The organism is Rhodococcus sp. Leaf225 (assembly GCF_001426145.1).
Taxonomy (GTDB): domain Bacteria; phylum Actinomycetota; class Actinomycetes; order Mycobacteriales; family Mycobacteriaceae; genus Rhodococcoides.
The window spans coordinates 213,254-228,213 of the sequence record NZ_LMRN01000019.1 but is presented as its reverse complement, the minus strand read 5'-3'; the positions used below and the strand labels follow the sequence as shown (position 1 = coordinate 228,213).

The following is a 14,960-nucleotide window of genomic DNA, read 5'->3' as shown; positions in this document are numbered from 1 at the left end:
GCACTGACATTCATCGACACACTGTTGAGTTCTCAAAGAACACGCACACACCACCACCACCCAAACGAAGCAGGAGGATCCGGGGCAACCGTTCCAGCCTAACCACACCGCAACACCCGAGTCAAACACCAGGCACCACGTTGATCAGGAAGTTGGACTGTACGCTCAGCCTACACGAGGTGCAGACGAACCTTTTCTGTCCGATCGGCCATGCGACTCCGTCCCACCTCGTTCGCCCAGCCCCTGAAGGCCTTCGGTCGGTGTCCGTGTCGCTCTGACTCGAAGAAAGTTACGCCTGCGGACCGCTCCATGCAAATCGGCAGGTGTTCCGCGGTCCACGCGGCGTCGGCCCAGGTCAACGCGTATGTCGGGGCCCGCGCCCGCTCACCCTGGAGCGACAGCCCGACTATGACGCCGCTCACATCGGTGGGGATGTCGCGCCGATCTCGTCCAGATCGGGCGCCGGGACGGGTTCGCCGACCTGCGTCGTCAACGGGAGGACGCCGGCCCACACTCCCCCGGCGGCGATGTCCCCCTCGTCGTCGTTCGGTCCGCCCGACCGTGCCTTCACCGACGCCTCGTACAGCGGCAGTGCCACCACGCGAGTCGCGGCCAGCTCCTTGCGAGTGTTGGCCCTGACCACATCGGTCCGGCCGGGGACCAGCTTGTTCACGATGAGATCGAGTGCGACGGCGCGCTCACCCTCGTCGTCCACGACACGGGGTGTCCCCCGCACCACGGCACTCCGGTAGTTCATCGAGTGATGGAACGCGGAGCGCGCCAGCACCAGACCGTCCAGCACCGTGATGCTCACGCAGACGTCACCGGGAGCGCCCAGGGTCGTCGCGGCCACCGAGCCGTGGAGGTACAACGTCCCCTCGGCATCGGGACCGTCCAGGTCGTAGGCGAACGCAGTCGGAACGACGAGGGGACTTCCCTGCACCACCACTCCGAGGTGACAGAGCTGTGCGGCGTCGAGCACGTCCGTCAGAGCAGCGCGATCCGCCTGGGCGCGAGCTCGGTTGCGTCGCAACGTGGTTCGGGGTGTCGGGGAGAGAGCTGTCGCCGTCGGCGAGGTGTCGGGCCGCCGGCCATGCGCATCGTGCATCGTCATGCGAATCAGTGTGCGGATCACAGTGGTCCGCCGTCACGGTCCACTTCGATACTGTTCGGCTGGACCACTTCGACCAGCGGGAAGGCATCGACGTCATGGCCTCACACGCGTTACCACTCTCCGTGGACCGATCCTCGACGCGTCCACTCCCGTTGCAGATCGCCGACGCACTACGCACCGCCATCGTCGACGGACTTCTGGTCGCCGGCGATCGTCTCCCGTCGACCCGATCGCTGGCCGCAGAGCTGTCGGTCTCCCGCGGCGTCGCCGATCAGGCCTTCGACCAGCTCGCCGCAGAGGGGTGGATCGAGGGCCGCGCCGGATCCGGCACGTTCGTCTCCCCCGACCTGCGGTCCGTCACACCGACCACCGCCGCCGTATCCGACGCGCGTCCACGCGCAGAGGCGGACAGCGCTCCCCCCACGCTCGCGCTTCGACCGGGCATCCCCTGGACACCGCCCTCGGCGACCGCGGCATGGCGGCGGGCGTGGCGTATCGCCGGCACGGAGCCCGCTCCCCCCGGTTACCCCGATCCGGCGGGGCCCGTCCATCTCCGCCGCAGCGTGTGTTCGCTGCTCGGCCGCGCGCGCGGAATGAGCGTCGATCCCGATCGCGTGGTCGTGACGACGGGTGCCACCCATGGGCTGACTCTGGCACTCGCGGCGATGCGCGCGGACCGTCCGGAACCGAGACCTGTTCTGGCGATGGAGGATCCAGGATATCGGACTGCGGCGTCCGCGGCGATCGCGATGGGCTGGGACCTGTACGACGTCCCCGTGGACGCCGGCGGCATGAGGGTCGACACGCTCGCGTCCACGCCCGAGACCACACGCGCCGTGTACGTGACACCGTCTCACCAGTACCCCACCGGCGGAACCCTCGACGTGGGACGTCGTGCCGCTCTCATCGCCCATGCGCAGAGCACCGACACCGTCGTCGTGGAGGACGACTACGACTCCGAGTACCGCTACGACGTCGCGCCGCTCCCCGCCTTGGCGCACCTTGATCCGGATCGCGTCGTCTACCTCGGCACCATCGCCAAGACCCTGGGCGCAGGCGTGCGACTCGGGTGGATGGTGCTGCCGTCGTACCTCGTCCGGCCGGTGCTCGACCACCGCCTGGCCACGGGCGACTTCCCGTCGACACCCCTGTGCTCGGCGATGACGTCACTGCTCGACGACGGCGAGTGGGATCGCACGGTGCGAGCGGCGCGGCGGCGCTACCGCGATCGCGATGCGGCAGTACGGGATTCGCTGTCGCCGTTCGGTGAACTCCGTGGCCTGGGCGCGGGTATGCACACGACACTCGTCCTGTCGCCGAGACGAGCGGAGGCGGTCGCCCGCGGCGCAGCACACCGCGGAATCGAGGTACCGACCGTCGCGCTGTCCACTCGATCGCACACCGACGTGGGCGGGTTGGTGATCGGCTACGGCCGACTGACCGACACGGAGCTCCGAACGGCACTCACCGTTCTGGTCGACGAACTCCGACGCCACGGCGACTGACGTGCAGCGACGCGAGCGTCACTGCACGCGTTCGATGTCTCCGCCGAGATCCTGCAGCTGCTCGACGAACCGCGGGTAACCACGGTCGATGTGATAGACGTCGTGCACCTCGGTGGTGCCGTCGGCCACGAGGCCGGCAAGCACGAGACCAGCGCCGGCGCGGATGTCCGAGGACCAGACCGGTGCACTCGACAGCCGCGACACTCCGCGGACCACCGCGTGGTGGCCGTCCGTTCGCGCGTCGGCACCGAGCCGGATCATCTCCTCGACGAAGCGGAAGCGGGCCTCGAAGACGTTCTCGGTGATCATCGACGTGCCGTTGGCCACCGAGGCGAGGCCGATCGCCATGGGCTGCAGGTCCGTCGGGAACCCGGGGAACGGGAGCGTGGCGAAGTTGACGGCCACCGGTCGTTCCTCCTGCACGACGCGGAATCCGTCCGGGCGCAGGGTGACGGTGCTGCCGGCCGCCTTCAGCTTGTTGAGCACGAGGGTGAGGTGTTTGGGATTGACCCCCGACACCGTGACATCGCCACAGGTCATCGCCGCGGCGATGCCCCACGTCGCGGCCACGATGCGATCACCGATGACGCGGTGTTCGGTGGGCTTCAGGCTGGGGACACCGATGATGGTCAGCGTCGGAGTTCCGGCACCCTCGACGCGAGCACCCATCTTGTTCAGCATCGCGCACAGATCGGCGATGTCCGGCTCGCGGGCAGCGTTGTCGATCACGGTCTCGCCGTCGGCCAGCACCGCCGCCATCAGGATGTTCTCGGTCGCGCCCACGGACGGGAAGGCCAGCCGGATCGTCGCGCCGTGCAGCTTCTCCGCTGTCGCGACCACACACCCGTGCTCGATCTCGCTGTGCGCGCCGAGCAGGCGGAGACCCGACTGGTGCATGTCGAGCGGACGCGAGCCGATGGCGTCGCCGCCGGGCAGTGCCACCACGGCCTTGCGACACCGCGCGACCAGCGGTCCCAGGACGCACACCGACGCACGGAACTGGCGTACCGCCGCGAAGTCGGCGTGATACTTCGGCTCTGCGGGGGTGGTGATGCGCACGGCATCCCCCTCGAGTTCGACGTCGCACCCCAGCCCACGGAGAACGTCGGCCATGAGGGGGACATCGAGAATGTCGGGGCAGTTGGTGAGGGTGGTCGTGCCCTCGGCGAGCAGCGCCGCGGCCATCAACTTCAGCACGCTGTTCTTCGCCCCACCGACCGACACGTCGCCGGAGAGACGACTACCGCCGGTGACCAGGAAACGTTCACTCACGACGTCAACAGTAGAGGCATCGGTCGTCGATCAGAGCATCGGCCGACTGCCAGTAGGGTTGATCCATGGCGGTTCACCTGACCTCGATCTACACCCGTACCGGCGACGACGGGACGACGGGTCTCAGCGACTTCTCCCGCGTCTCGAAGAACGACCCGAGGGTCGTGGCCTACGCGGAGTGCGACGAACTGAACGCTGCTCTCGGACTGGTGTTGGCGGTCGGATCACCGCCCGAGGGCGTGGCGACGGTGTTGCGCCGGATCCAGAACGATCTGTTCGATGCCGGAGCCGACCTGTCGACTCCGATCCAGGAGAACCCGAAGTACCCACCGCTGCGCGTCACGCCGGAGTACGTCACGCGGCTCGAGACGTGGTGCGACGAGTTCAACGACACTCTCGCGCCGCTGACCTCCTTCGTCCTTCCGGGCGGGACGGCTGCTTCCGCGTTTCTGCACCAGGCGCGCACCGTCGCGCGACGGGCGGAGCGGGCGGCGTGGGCCGCTGTCGAGGCACATCCCGAGACGACGGGGCCGCTGCCGGCGACCTATCTCAACCGACTGTCGGATCTGCTGTTCATTCTCGGGCGGGTCACCAACCCGGACGGCGACGTCCTGTGGAAGCCGGGCGGCGAGCGTTCGCGCGACTGACCACGGGCCCGAGCGAGCGACGTGTCAGGCCGGGCCGCTGCCCGGCATGTTGCGCTGCGACCGGTCGGACGGCCTCGACTCGAGCCACGATGTGAATGCAGTGAACGGGCCACGCTCCATGGCGATCTCGTAGCGGCGGTCCCCCGCGTCGAGTTCGACGATCGCGGTCTCGTCACTCATGATGTCGAACTCGGAGCTCTGCGGACTGCGCCGCTCGCCCTGGATCAGAGTCTGGCGGATCATGCGGCGGTCCGGACCCGGACGCAGACTCGACAGCTTGTAGAACACGAGCACGTTCTCGCCGTAACGGACGATGCCGTGACGCCACCCACTTCCCGCTGCGGCGGGAAGACTGCGCAGGATCACGGCAGTGCCCCCGCGGCGGAGAAGCACCAACCGATACAGAAAAGCCGCGGCGAGCCCTCCGAGCAGCACGACCAGAACGACAAGCACTGTCATCCAGGACGTCATCTCTTCGGAACCCGCCGCGGCTTCTTCTCGTGTACCTAGGCCCGCTCGACCGCGCGGACACGCCCGCGTGCGATCGCGAGCGCCTCCTCGTCGTCGGAGCCCTCGGACAGCACGGACCGCGCAGCCTCGACGTCGATGTCCTCCGCGAACTCGGCGGACTCGGCGAGGATGGTGACGGTCCGGCCGGTGACCGACAGGAAACCACCGTGCACGGCGGCGACGCGCCGTTCACCGTCGCCCGTCGTGATGGCCACGGTGCCGCCCTCGATCAACTGACCGAGAACCGGCTCGTGTCCGGCCATGATGCCGATCTCGCCCTCGGTGGTCTGAGCGCTGACCAGCGTGGCCGTTCCCGACCACAGGCGTTCCTCGACTGCGACCAGTTCGACGTCCATCTCAGCCATCTCGGACTACTTTCCGGAGATCTTCTTGGCTGCGGCCTCGACGTCGTCGAGTCCACCGCAGCTGTTGAAGGCCTGCTCGGGAAGGTGGTCGTACTCGCCCTTGGTGACCTTGTCGAACGCCTCGATGGTGTCGGCCAGCGACACGACCGAACCCTCTTCACCGGTGAACTTCTCGGCGACGATGAAGTTCTGGCCGAGGAACTTCTCCAGACGACGGGCACGGGAGACCGTGACCTTGTCCTCCTCGGACAGCTCGTCCATACCGAGGATGGCGATGATGTCCTGCAGCTCCTTGTACTTCTGCAGGATGCGCTTGACCTCGTTGGCGACGCGGAAGTGCTCGTCTCCGACGATCGACGCCTCCAGGATGCGCGAGGTGGACGTCAGCGGATCGACAGCGGGGTAGATGCCCTTCTGCGAGATCGGACGCGACAGCTCGGTGGTGGCATCGAGGTGGGCGAAGGTCGTCGCCGGTGCGGGGTCGGTGTAGTCGTCGGCGGGCACGTAGATCGCCTGCAGAGACGTGATGGAACGACCACGCGTCGAGGTGATGCGCTCCTGGAGCTCACCCATCTCGTCGGCGAGGGTGGGCTGGTAGCCCACGGCGGACGGCATGCGGCCGAGGAGAGTGGAGACCTCGGAGCCTGCCTGCGTGAACCGGAAGATGTTGTCGATGAAGAGCAACACGTCCTGGTTCTGCACGTCGCGGAAGTACTCGGCCATGGTGAGAGCCGAGAGGGCGACGCGCATACGCGTGCCCGGCGGCTCGTCCATCTGACCGAACACCAGGGCGGTGTCCTGCAGAACGCCCATCTCCTCCATCTCGAGGTGGAGGTCGGTGCCCTCACGCGTGCGCTCACCGACGCCGGCGAACACCGACGTGCCGGAGAACTCACGCGCGATACGGGTGATCATCTCCTGGATGAGCACGGTCTTGCCGACGCCTGCGCCGCCGAACAGACCGATCTTTCCGCCCTTGACGTACGGGGTCAGGAGGTCGATGACCTTGATGCCGGTCTCGAGGATCTCGGTCTTGCCCTCGAGCTGATCGAAGGCCGGGGGCTTGCGGTGGATGCCCCACTGCTCGCCGTCACGGCCGAGTCCGGGGCTGTCCAGGCAGTCGCCGAGGGCGTTGAACACGTGGCCCTTGACGACGTCACCGACGGGAACCGAGATCGGCTTGCCGGAGTCGACGACGGGGGTGCCGCGGACGAGGCCGTCGGTGGGCTGCATCGACACGGTGCGCACGAGGTTGTCGCCGAGGTGCTGTGCGACCTCGAGCGTCAGCGTCTTGGCGACGGCCTTCAGCTCGATCTCTGCGTTCAGCGCGTTGAACAGCGCGGGGATGGATCCACGGGGGAACTCGATGTCGACGACGGGACCGATGACGCGCACGACGCGCCCGTTCTCGGACGACTTGGCGCCGGAACCCGTGCTATCGGTTACTGCTGCGGTCATGTTCAGTCTCTTCCTGAGCTCGCGGCAAGCGCGTCGACGCCGCCGACGATCTCGCTGATTTCCTGGGTGATCTGAGCCTGGCGTGCCTGGTTGGCCTGGCGTGACAGGGCATTGACCAGATCGTTGGCATTGTCCGTGGCGGCCTTCATCGCGGTGCGACGAGCGGCCGACTCGGATGCCGCCGCGTCGAGCAGTGCGGCGTAGATGCGGGTGCTCACGTACTTCGGGAGCAGCGCGGACAACAGCGTGTCCGCCTCCGGCTCGAAGTCGTACTGCGCGGTGACCTCCTTCGACGACGGCGAGTCGCTGAGCATGTCTGCACCCAGCTCGATCTCCTCGTCGTCGTAGTCGATCTCCAGAGGAGCCATGCGGCGCACCGTCGGCTTGAGCGACAGCATCGACACGAAGGTGGTGTAGACGATGTGGAGTTCGTCCACACCCTCGACCGTGCCCTCGCCGTTCGGTGCCTCGATCTCCTCGCCGGACCCCGCCATGAACAGCTGGACGAGGTGCTTGGCGGCCTTCGCGGCATCGGTGTACGCCGGCTGCTGCGAGAAGCCCGTCCACGCGCCCTTGACGTCGCGATCACGGAACGTGTAGTACGTCAGGCCCTTTCGGCCCAGAACGTAGATGACCGGCTCCTTGCCCTCGGACTTGAGGAGCTGCTGGAGCTCCTCGGCCTCACGAAGGATGTTGGAGTTGTAGCCACCACACTGGCCCGAGTCGCTGGTCACGACGAGCACGGCGGCCCGCTTGGGCTCCGCACGCTCGGTGAGCAGCGGATGGTCCAGCGAACCCGAGGCACTGGCCAACGCCGAGAGCACCTTGGTGATCTCGGTGGCGTACGGCTTCGACGCCTCGACGCGGGCCTGCGCCTTGGTGATGCGCGAGGTCGCGATCAGTTCCTGCGCCTTGGTGATCTTCTTGATCGAGTTGGTCGACCTGATCCGGGAGCGCAGCTCACGAATGCTGGGCATCTGTCACCTCACTCCCTGTTCGACGTGCCACGGGTCCGCTCATCACTTGCTGACAGTCTTGCGAGTGACGGTGACCTTCTCCTGGTCGACGTCGCCCTTGTCGAGCGCGTCGGCCTCTGCCTCGTTGACGATCCGCTCGCCCGAGGACGTCAGGAAGCCCTGCTTGAACTCGTCGGTCGCCTTCGTGATCGCGTCGGCGGCCTCGTCCTTGAGAACCTTGCCGCCGGCGATCGCCTCGTAGGCGCTCGACGCGTTGCGGTGCAGATCCTCGAGGAGCTCGCGGTTGAAGCGACGAACGTCCTCGACCGGGACCGTGTCGTAGTAGCCGGCGTCGACGAGGTAGATCGAGACGATCTGGTCCTCGACGGACACCGGGGTGTACTGGTCCTGCTTGAGCAGCTCGACCCAGCGGGCACCGCGCTCGAGCTGCGCCTTGGACGCGGCGTCGAGGTCGGACGCGAAGGCGGAGAACGCCTCCAGCTCGCGGAACTGAGCCATCTCCAGACGGAGCGAACCGGCAACCTTCTTCAGACCCTTGGTCTGCGCCGCGCCACCGACTCGGGACACCGAGGTACCGACGTTGATGGCGGGACGGACACCCTTGTTGAAGAGGTCCGACTCGAGGAAGACCTGGCCGTCGGTGATGGAGATGACGTTGGTCGGGATGAAGGCCGAGATGTCGTTGGCCTTGGTCTCGATCAGCGGCAGACCCGTCATCGAACCGCCACCGAGCTCGTCGGACAGCTTCGCGCACCGCTCGAGCAGACGGGAGTGCAGGTAGAAGACGTCACCGGGGTACGCCTCGCGGCCCGGCGGGCGACGCAGCAGCAGCGAGATGGTGCGGTATGCCTCGGCCTGCTTGGTCAGGTCGTCGAACACGATGAGGACGTGCTTGCCCTGGTACATCCAGTGCTGGCCGAGGGCCGAACCGGTGTACGGGGCGAGCCACTTGAAGCCGGCCGAGTCGGACGCGGGAGCGGCGACGATGGTCGTGTACTCCATGGCGCCGTGCTCGTCCAGAGCGGACTTGACGCCCGCGATGGTCGAACCCTTCTGGCCGATGGCGACGTAGATGCAGCGCACCTGCTTGTCGGCGTCGCCGGTCTCCCAGTTGGCCTTCTGGTTGATGATGGCGTCGACGCAGACGGCGGTCTTGCCCGTCTTGCGGTCGCCGATGATCAGCTGACGCTGGCCGCGGCCGATGGCCGTCAGGGCATCGATGGCGGTGATGCCGGTCGCGAGGGGCTCCTCGACGGGCTGGCGCTCGAGCACCGATGCCGCCTGGAGCTCCAGGACACGCTGTTCGTTCGACTCGATGTCACCGAGACCGTCGATGGGCTTGCCCAGCGGGTCGATGACGCGTCCGAGGAAGTTGTCGCCGACGGGGACCGAGAGGACCTCGCCGGTGCGCTTGACTTCCTGGCCTTCCTCGATGTGCTCGTAGTCACCGAGGATGACGGCACCGATCTCACGGTCGTCGAGGTTCAGTGCCACGCCGAGGATGCCGCCGGGGAACTCCAGCAGCTCGTTCGACATCGCGGACGGGAGGCCCGTCACGTGAGCGATTCCATCGCTCGTGTCGGACACCAGACCGACCTCTTCACGAGAGGACTCCGGTGCGTAGTTCGCTGTGTAGCTCTCGATCGCGCTACGGATCTCGTCGGAGGAGATCGTCAACTCCGCCATGTTTTCCTGCTCTCACTGTCTGGTGTTTCGTGGCCGGACCGGCTGTGCGGTCGACGTCCGAAACGCGGGGTGGGGCTTGTTACCGAACTGGGCTTGCTACAGAACTCGGGTGCTGCGATGCGTACCGCTCACCGGAGCGACTTCCTCAGGGAGGCGAGACGACCCGCACCACTGCCGTCGATGACCTCGTCGCCGACACGGACCACCAGTCCGCTCAGCAGTTCCCGGTCCACCTCCACGTGGACGGTCACGGACTTGCCGTAGATACCTTCCAGCCTGGACGTGAGCCGAGAGATCTGATCGTCGCTCAGCTCGGTGCTGCTGCGGACGTGAGCGACCTCCTTGTCACGACGAGTGGCCGCGAGTGCGGACAGTTCGCCGAACACGGATGCCGGTGCAGCACCCTTCAGTCGGCCGACGGCCTGGATCGCCAGGGCCTCGGTGATCGCGGTGACCTTGCCGTAGAGCAACGTCGACAGGAGCGATCCCGACGCCTCGGCGGGCTTGCTTCGATCGGACAGCGCCTGCTCGAGGGCAGGATCGCCGGCGATGATGCGGCCGAGACGGAACAGCTCGTCCTCCACGGTGCCCAACTGATCCTGGTCCTGCGCCGCGCGCAGAAGTGCCTCACGGCCCAGGAGTACGAGCGAGTCGGTGAGGTCACGGGCCGACGACCAGTTCTGTGCGACGGCGGCCTGCAGTGCGGCGGTGGCCGCTGCACCGATCTTGCCGTCGAACAGGCGGCCCGCGAGCGCGCGTCGCGCGTCCGGAGCAGCCGACGCGTCCGCGAGTGCGGCGCGCAGTGGACGCTGTCCGTCGAGCACCGACACGACCCCGAAGAGGTCGGATCCGGCGCCGGCGGCAGCCGACGTCGCATCCGACGCCGCATCGAGCTCGGCCGTCAGGACGGTGCGGGCCTCGGCGAGGGCTTCACGACTCGCTGCGTACATGGTGCTCACTTCCCGCTAGCGGAATCTGCGCCGACAGAATCGAGTTCGTCGAGGAAACGATCGATCGTGCCGGCACGCTTGACGTCGTCGGACAGCTGCTCGCCGATGACCTTCTCGGCCAGCTCGACAGCCGTACGGCCCAGATCGGCACGCAGTTCGGTGACGATCTGCTGACGCTGAGCCGCGAGCTGCTGGTGACCGGAGGCCACGATGCGGTCGCTCTCCGCCTGTGCACTGGTCTTCATCTCCGCGAGGATCTGCTGACCCTGGGTGCGTGCGTCTTCACGGATCTTGGCGGCTTCCTGGCGTGCGTCGGCCAACTGGGCGCGGTACTGCTCGAGCGCCTCCTTGGCTTCGGCCTGTGCCTCTTCGGCGCGCTTGATCCCGCCTTCGATCTTCTCGGACCGCTCGGAGAGCACCGTCTGGAATCGCGGGAGCACGAACTTCCAGAAGAAGAACCCGATGACGGCGATGCAGACCGCAGACCAGACGATGTCGTAGGTCGCGGGGAGGAGAGGATTGATGTCCTCTTCCCCCTCCGCTGCTGCGAGGACTGCGAATGTCGACATGGCGATCAGAAAATGAAGCCGGCGACGAGGCCGATCAGCGCGAGGGCCTCGGTGAATGCGATACCGAGGAACATGTTGGTGCGGATCTGGCCGGCGAGCTCGGGCTGACGCGCGATGCCCTCGATGGCCTTACCGACCACGATGCCCACGCCGATGCCGGGGCCGATGGCCGCGAGGCCGTAGCCGATGGCTCCGTAGCCTGCGCCGGTGACTTCCTGTGCTTCCTGCGCGAGGTAGGTGAGGCTCATTGTGATGTGTTCCCTTTCTGTTGCCCACGACCGGTCGGCAGCGGGTCAGGTCTGTCTGGTGGCTGGAGAGTCGGTGGGTGGGTCAGTGCGAGTCGGCGTGCAGGGCGAGGTCGATGTAGACCGCCGTCAGCAGCGCGAACACGTAGGCCTGCAGGAAGATGACCAGCAGCTCGAACAGCGTGAAGCCGAATCCCGCGACGAGCGAGAACAGGCCGAACACCTTCATGCCGGTCGCCGCCTCGAAGAAGAAGAACTGCGTCGCGCTGAAGAACAGCACCAGCATGATGTGGCCGGCGAGCATATTGGCCATGAGTCGCACGGTCAGCGTGAAGGGCCGCAGGATGAACGTCGAGATGAACTCGATGGGGATCAGCAGCAGGTGCAGCGCGATCGGCACGTTCGGAACGACGATGCTGCTCTTCACGTACTTGAAGAACCCGTACTTCTTGACACCGACGTAGTTGAAGACGACGTACGCGAGGGCTGCCAACACGATCGGCATGCCCACTCGGGCATTCGACGAGATGTTGATGAAGGGGATGACACCCGAGAAGTTGAGGAACAGCACCGCGAAGAAGATGGTCGCGATGACGGGCAGGAAGCGCTTGCCCTGCTCCTTGCCGAGAACCTCGTCTGCGATCTGATCCTTGACGAAGCCCAGTGCGAGCTCACCGACGTTCTGGATACCGCGGGGCACGATCTTCGGGCTGCGCATCGCGAGGCTGAAGAACGCGAGAAGAACGACCGTCATGATGATGCGGACCAGCATCAGCCGGTCGAGCTCGAACGGGGTGCCCTCGAACAGGATGGCCGGTGGGAAAAAGTCGGACAGTGACGGCGGATGGAACTCCGCGGCCAAGTTGGTGACGCTCAGCGGTCTCTCCCGTGTTCGGCCGCAGGCGAAGGACACCCGCGGTTCGATCGGACATATGGCATTCGGGCACGATCGAGCTAGGACGATCTACAAGTCGACTCGGGTCGGCTCGAGTAGTCGTCAGCCGCGTCGGACCGTGCTCACGGTCCCGCGTCTGTCGGGTGTCGGCGACTTCGTCGACTCGGTGACGCGACGTCTCGAAACGGACGCTTCGTCGCGGTACACACTCTCACATGGCGTGGACTACGAGAAACAGCTTCGGTGACGTCGATCACCTGCAAAGACGGTTCCGGGCGGCGCGATGTGTCCGTTACGCCCGGTAAGCCCTCGCTCGAAAGGAACTTTATCAACACAACACGCTGAGTTGTGTCGGGGGTCGCTCCGCGGACGACACTACTACAAAATGTCGTACTACTGAACGTCCGAGTCGGGGTCGCCCGCGGGAGAATCGACGTACGGAACACGCTGCCGGAAGATGCCGTACATCTCGGCGCCCAGGACGATGACCAGGGATGCGAGCACCACGATGCCCAGTGTCGGGCGGTTGTAGAAGTCCATCCCCCGCAGCAGTCCCAGCACGATCACCGCGATCAGCATCTTCACGATCCACCCGCCCAGCAGGACGGCCCCGACCGCGGTCGGCGGCAACTTGGCCGAGAACAGGACGGATGCGGCGGTGGCGAGGATGAACAGACCACCGACCGCGGACCCGAGCAGCGCGCCCCACAGACCCTCGAGGCCGGCGACGAGCACCGCGATGATCGCGGCGACCACGGCGAGGCCGAGCAGGGCGATGACGCCGTACCGGACGGCGGCGCGGAGCGGTGCGGTGGAGGACGGGATCGGTGCGGGCGAGAAGGTCACGACACGCAGGTTACCGGCGGCCCGGATCCCGGAACGACGGCACCGCGGTGACCACCAGGGCGAAGACGAGTCCGCCGGCGAGCAGCAGCACCACGAGGCGGCGATCGAACAGGGACGCGCCGACCGCCCCGAACGCGAGCACACCGACCCACAAGTAGATGAGCAGCACCACGCGGCGATGCGAGTGACCGATCTGGAGCAGACGGTGATGCAGGTGCATCTTGTCCGGGCTGAAGGGGCTGCGGCCTGCACGCGTGCGACGCACGATCGCGAGCAGCAGGTCGAGGATCGGGATGAACATGATCGCGCCCACCAGCAGCAACGGGGTCAGCAGACCCAGGAGGTCCCGCGTGCCGTAGGCACTGAGCCCGATACGTCCGGATGCACTTGTCGCGACGGTGGCGAGCATGAGGCCGATGACCATGGAACCCGAGTCGCCCATGAAGATGCGCGCCGGCTGGAAGTTGTGCGGCAGGAACCCCAGGCACGCACCGGCGAGGGCCGCGGCGATCATCGCGGGCGGGTAGGCGCTGACGTCACCGCCCTGCTCGTGGAGCAGTCCGACGGAGAACAGACAGATGGCCACCGCGGCGATCAGGCCGACGCCCGCGGCGAGGCCGTCGAGACCGTCGATGAAGTTCATCGCGTTGATCATGACCACGGCGATGAGCACGGTGACGAGACCCGCCTGCAGCTGGTCCAGGATCAGCGTCGACCCCTCGCCCCACGGCAGATACAGCAGGTACCAGCTGACGCCCATCAGCACCAGGACACCGGCCGCGGTGACCTGACCGGCGAACTTGGTCAGCGCGTCCAGGCCCCACCGGTCGTCGACCACACCCACGGCCATGATGATGAACCCGGAGACCAGGGCCGCCTGGACGTCCGTGGTGAATTCGAACCCTCGGGTGAGGGCCGGCAACTTCTGCGCGAAGAGCAGCGCGACGAGCAGCCCCAGGTAGATGCCGATACCCCCGAGCCGGGGCGTCGGGGTGACGTGGACGTCGCGCTCACGCGGTACGGCCACCGCGCCGAAACGCAGAGCGCCGAGCCGGACGGCTCCGGTGACCAGGAACGTCACCACCGCTGCCGTGAGCATGACGAGAAGAAGCTCGCGGATGGGGACACCGGCGCCTCCGTCCGACTGCGCCAGGAGCGCACTCGCGTGCGCGGGCACGGCCGTCACCACGGTGACTCCCGCGGCGGAGCCGAGTGCGGCATTCGTCAGGCGCTTCCGGCGACGAGCGACTCGGCGGTCACGCCGAGGACCTCGGCGATCTCGCTCGTCGAGACCGCGCCGACGCGGAGAATGCGCGGGGTGTCCCCCGTCAGGTCGACGATCGTCGACGCGAGCGCATGCTCGGCCGGACCGCCGTCGAGATACACGGCCGCGGACCCGCCGAGCTGTACGCGGGCGTCCTCCGCCGTGACGGCGGGTGGGCGGCCGGAGATGTTCGCACTCGAGACGGCCAGGGGGCCCACCTCGCGCAGCAGTTCGAGAGCCACCGGATGCAGCGGCATGCGGAGCATGACGGTGCCGCGGGCGTCGCCGAGGTCCCACGCGAGCGACGGCGCCTGGTGCACGACGAGACTCAGCGCTCCGGGCCAGAACGCGCGGATGAGATCGCGCGCCGCCTGCCGCACTCCCAGCACGAGGCCGTCGATCGTGTGCCAGGACCCGACGAGCACCGGCACCGGCATGTCGCGGCCGCGCCCCTTCGCGCGGAGCAGATCCGTGACGGCGCTGCTGTCGAAGGCGTCCGCGGCCAGCCCGTACACGGTGTCGGTGGGCATCACGACCAGTCGGCCGGACGACAGCGCACGCTTGGCGGCATCGAGACCTGCCGCGCGAGAGGCGGAATCGGAGCAGTCGTAGACGGTGGACACCCGGCCCATCTTGCCACTGCGTGCACGGCACGCC

Annotated in this window: 16 protein-coding genes; 2 read left to right on the top strand and 14 right to left on the bottom strand. The window is 67.0% G+C overall.

Features of this window, described 5'->3' with window-relative positions; genetic code table 11:
- Nucleotides 1-418: 418 nt before the first annotated feature.
- On the bottom strand, nucleotides 419-1,114 hold the full coding sequence (locus ASG69_RS13570; protein ID WP_235578957.1) for a pyridoxamine 5'-phosphate oxidase family protein: 696 nt from the start codon (nucleotides 1,112-1,114) through the stop codon (nucleotides 419-421).
- Between the two features lie 95 nt (nucleotides 1,115-1,209).
- Here ASG69_RS13570 and pdxR point away from each other — a divergent pair, with 95 nt between their 5' ends.
- Nucleotides 1,210-2,619 (top strand): MocR-like pyridoxine biosynthesis transcription factor PdxR, encoded by a 1,410-nt coding sequence (gene pdxR, locus ASG69_RS13565; protein ID WP_056448494.1) that lies wholly within the window; start codon nucleotides 1,210-1,212, stop codon nucleotides 2,617-2,619.
- 18 nt (nucleotides 2,620-2,637) lie between these two features.
- On the opposite strand, the gene murA is transcribed toward pdxR, so the two are convergent.
- Complete coding sequence (gene murA / locus ASG69_RS13560; protein WP_027507211.1) at nucleotides 2,638-3,891, bottom strand: UDP-N-acetylglucosamine 1-carboxyvinyltransferase; 1,254 nt, start codon at nucleotides 3,889-3,891, stop codon at nucleotides 2,638-2,640.
- Between the two features lie 65 nt (nucleotides 3,892-3,956).
- On the opposite strand from murA, the gene ASG69_RS13555 reads away from it, so the two are divergent.
- Nucleotides 3,957-4,538 carry a cob(I)yrinic acid a,c-diamide adenosyltransferase gene (locus tag ASG69_RS13555; protein ID WP_027507212.1) on the top strand — a complete coding sequence of 194 codons (582 nt, stop codon included), beginning with the start codon at nucleotides 3,957-3,959 and terminating at the stop codon, nucleotides 4,536-4,538.
- 24 nt (nucleotides 4,539-4,562) lie between these two features.
- On the opposite strand, the gene ASG69_RS13550 is transcribed toward ASG69_RS13555, so the two are convergent.
- From ASG69_RS13550 to ASG69_RS13495, 12 genes are all read right to left on the bottom strand, one after another.
- On the bottom strand, nucleotides 4,563-4,997 hold the full coding sequence (locus ASG69_RS13550) for a DUF2550 domain-containing protein (protein WP_231476479.1): 435 nt from the start codon (nucleotides 4,995-4,997) through the stop codon (nucleotides 4,563-4,565).
- Between the two features lie 47 nt (nucleotides 4,998-5,044).
- Nucleotides 5,045-5,413, bottom strand: a complete 369-nt coding sequence (locus ASG69_RS13545) for a F0F1 ATP synthase subunit epsilon (protein ID WP_027507214.1) — start codon at nucleotides 5,411-5,413, stop codon at nucleotides 5,045-5,047.
- A gap of 6 nt (nucleotides 5,414-5,419) precedes the next feature.
- On the bottom strand, nucleotides 5,420-6,871 hold the full coding sequence (gene atpD / locus ASG69_RS13540; protein ID WP_027507215.1) for a F0F1 ATP synthase subunit beta: 1,452 nt from the start codon (nucleotides 6,869-6,871) through the stop codon (nucleotides 5,420-5,422).
- Nucleotides 6,872-6,873: 2 nt separating this feature from the next.
- Complete coding sequence (locus ASG69_RS13535) at nucleotides 6,874-7,848, bottom strand: F0F1 ATP synthase subunit gamma (RefSeq protein WP_027507216.1); 975 nt, start codon at nucleotides 7,846-7,848, stop codon at nucleotides 6,874-6,876.
- A gap of 42 nt (nucleotides 7,849-7,890) precedes the next feature.
- On the bottom strand, nucleotides 7,891-9,534 hold the full coding sequence (atpA, locus tag ASG69_RS13530; RefSeq protein ID WP_027507217.1) for a F0F1 ATP synthase subunit alpha: 1,644 nt from the start codon (nucleotides 9,532-9,534) through the stop codon (nucleotides 7,891-7,893).
- Nucleotides 9,535-9,662: 128 nt separating this feature from the next.
- Nucleotides 9,663-10,493 (bottom strand): F0F1 ATP synthase subunit delta, encoded by an 831-nt coding sequence (locus ASG69_RS13525; protein WP_200933823.1) that lies wholly within the window; start codon nucleotides 10,491-10,493, stop codon nucleotides 9,663-9,665.
- Nucleotides 10,490-11,053: a F0F1 ATP synthase subunit B gene (locus tag ASG69_RS13520; protein ID WP_027507219.1), complete on the bottom strand. Its 564-nt coding sequence runs from the start codon at nucleotides 11,051-11,053 to the stop codon at nucleotides 10,490-10,492. Before ASG69_RS13520 ends, ASG69_RS13525 begins: the two co-directional genes overlap by 4 nt.
- 5 nt (nucleotides 11,054-11,058) lie before the next feature.
- Nucleotides 11,059-11,301 (bottom strand): ATP synthase F0 subunit C, encoded by a 243-nt coding sequence (locus tag ASG69_RS13515; protein ID WP_027507220.1) that lies wholly within the window; start codon nucleotides 11,299-11,301, stop codon nucleotides 11,059-11,061.
- An 82-nt stretch (nucleotides 11,302-11,383) separates the two neighbouring features.
- Complete coding sequence (gene atpB / locus ASG69_RS13510; protein ID WP_056448598.1) at nucleotides 11,384-12,109, bottom strand: F0F1 ATP synthase subunit A; 726 nt, start codon at nucleotides 12,107-12,109, stop codon at nucleotides 11,384-11,386.
- Between the two features lie 477 nt (nucleotides 12,110-12,586).
- Nucleotides 12,587-13,048 carry a hypothetical protein gene (locus ASG69_RS13505; RefSeq protein ID WP_197027871.1) on the bottom strand — a complete coding sequence of 154 codons (462 nt, stop codon included), beginning with the start codon at nucleotides 13,046-13,048 and terminating at the stop codon, nucleotides 12,587-12,589.
- Between the two features lies 1 nt (nucleotide 13,049).
- Nucleotides 13,050-14,138: a glycosyltransferase family 4 protein gene (locus ASG69_RS13500; RefSeq protein ID WP_081821490.1), complete on the bottom strand. Its 1,089-nt coding sequence runs from the start codon at nucleotides 14,136-14,138 to the stop codon at nucleotides 13,050-13,052.
- Nucleotides 14,139-14,263: 125 nt separating this feature from the next.
- Nucleotides 14,264-14,926 (bottom strand): L-threonylcarbamoyladenylate synthase, encoded by a 663-nt coding sequence (locus ASG69_RS13495; RefSeq protein WP_027507224.1) that lies wholly within the window; start codon nucleotides 14,924-14,926, stop codon nucleotides 14,264-14,266.
- Nucleotides 14,927-14,960: the final 34 nt, after the last annotated feature.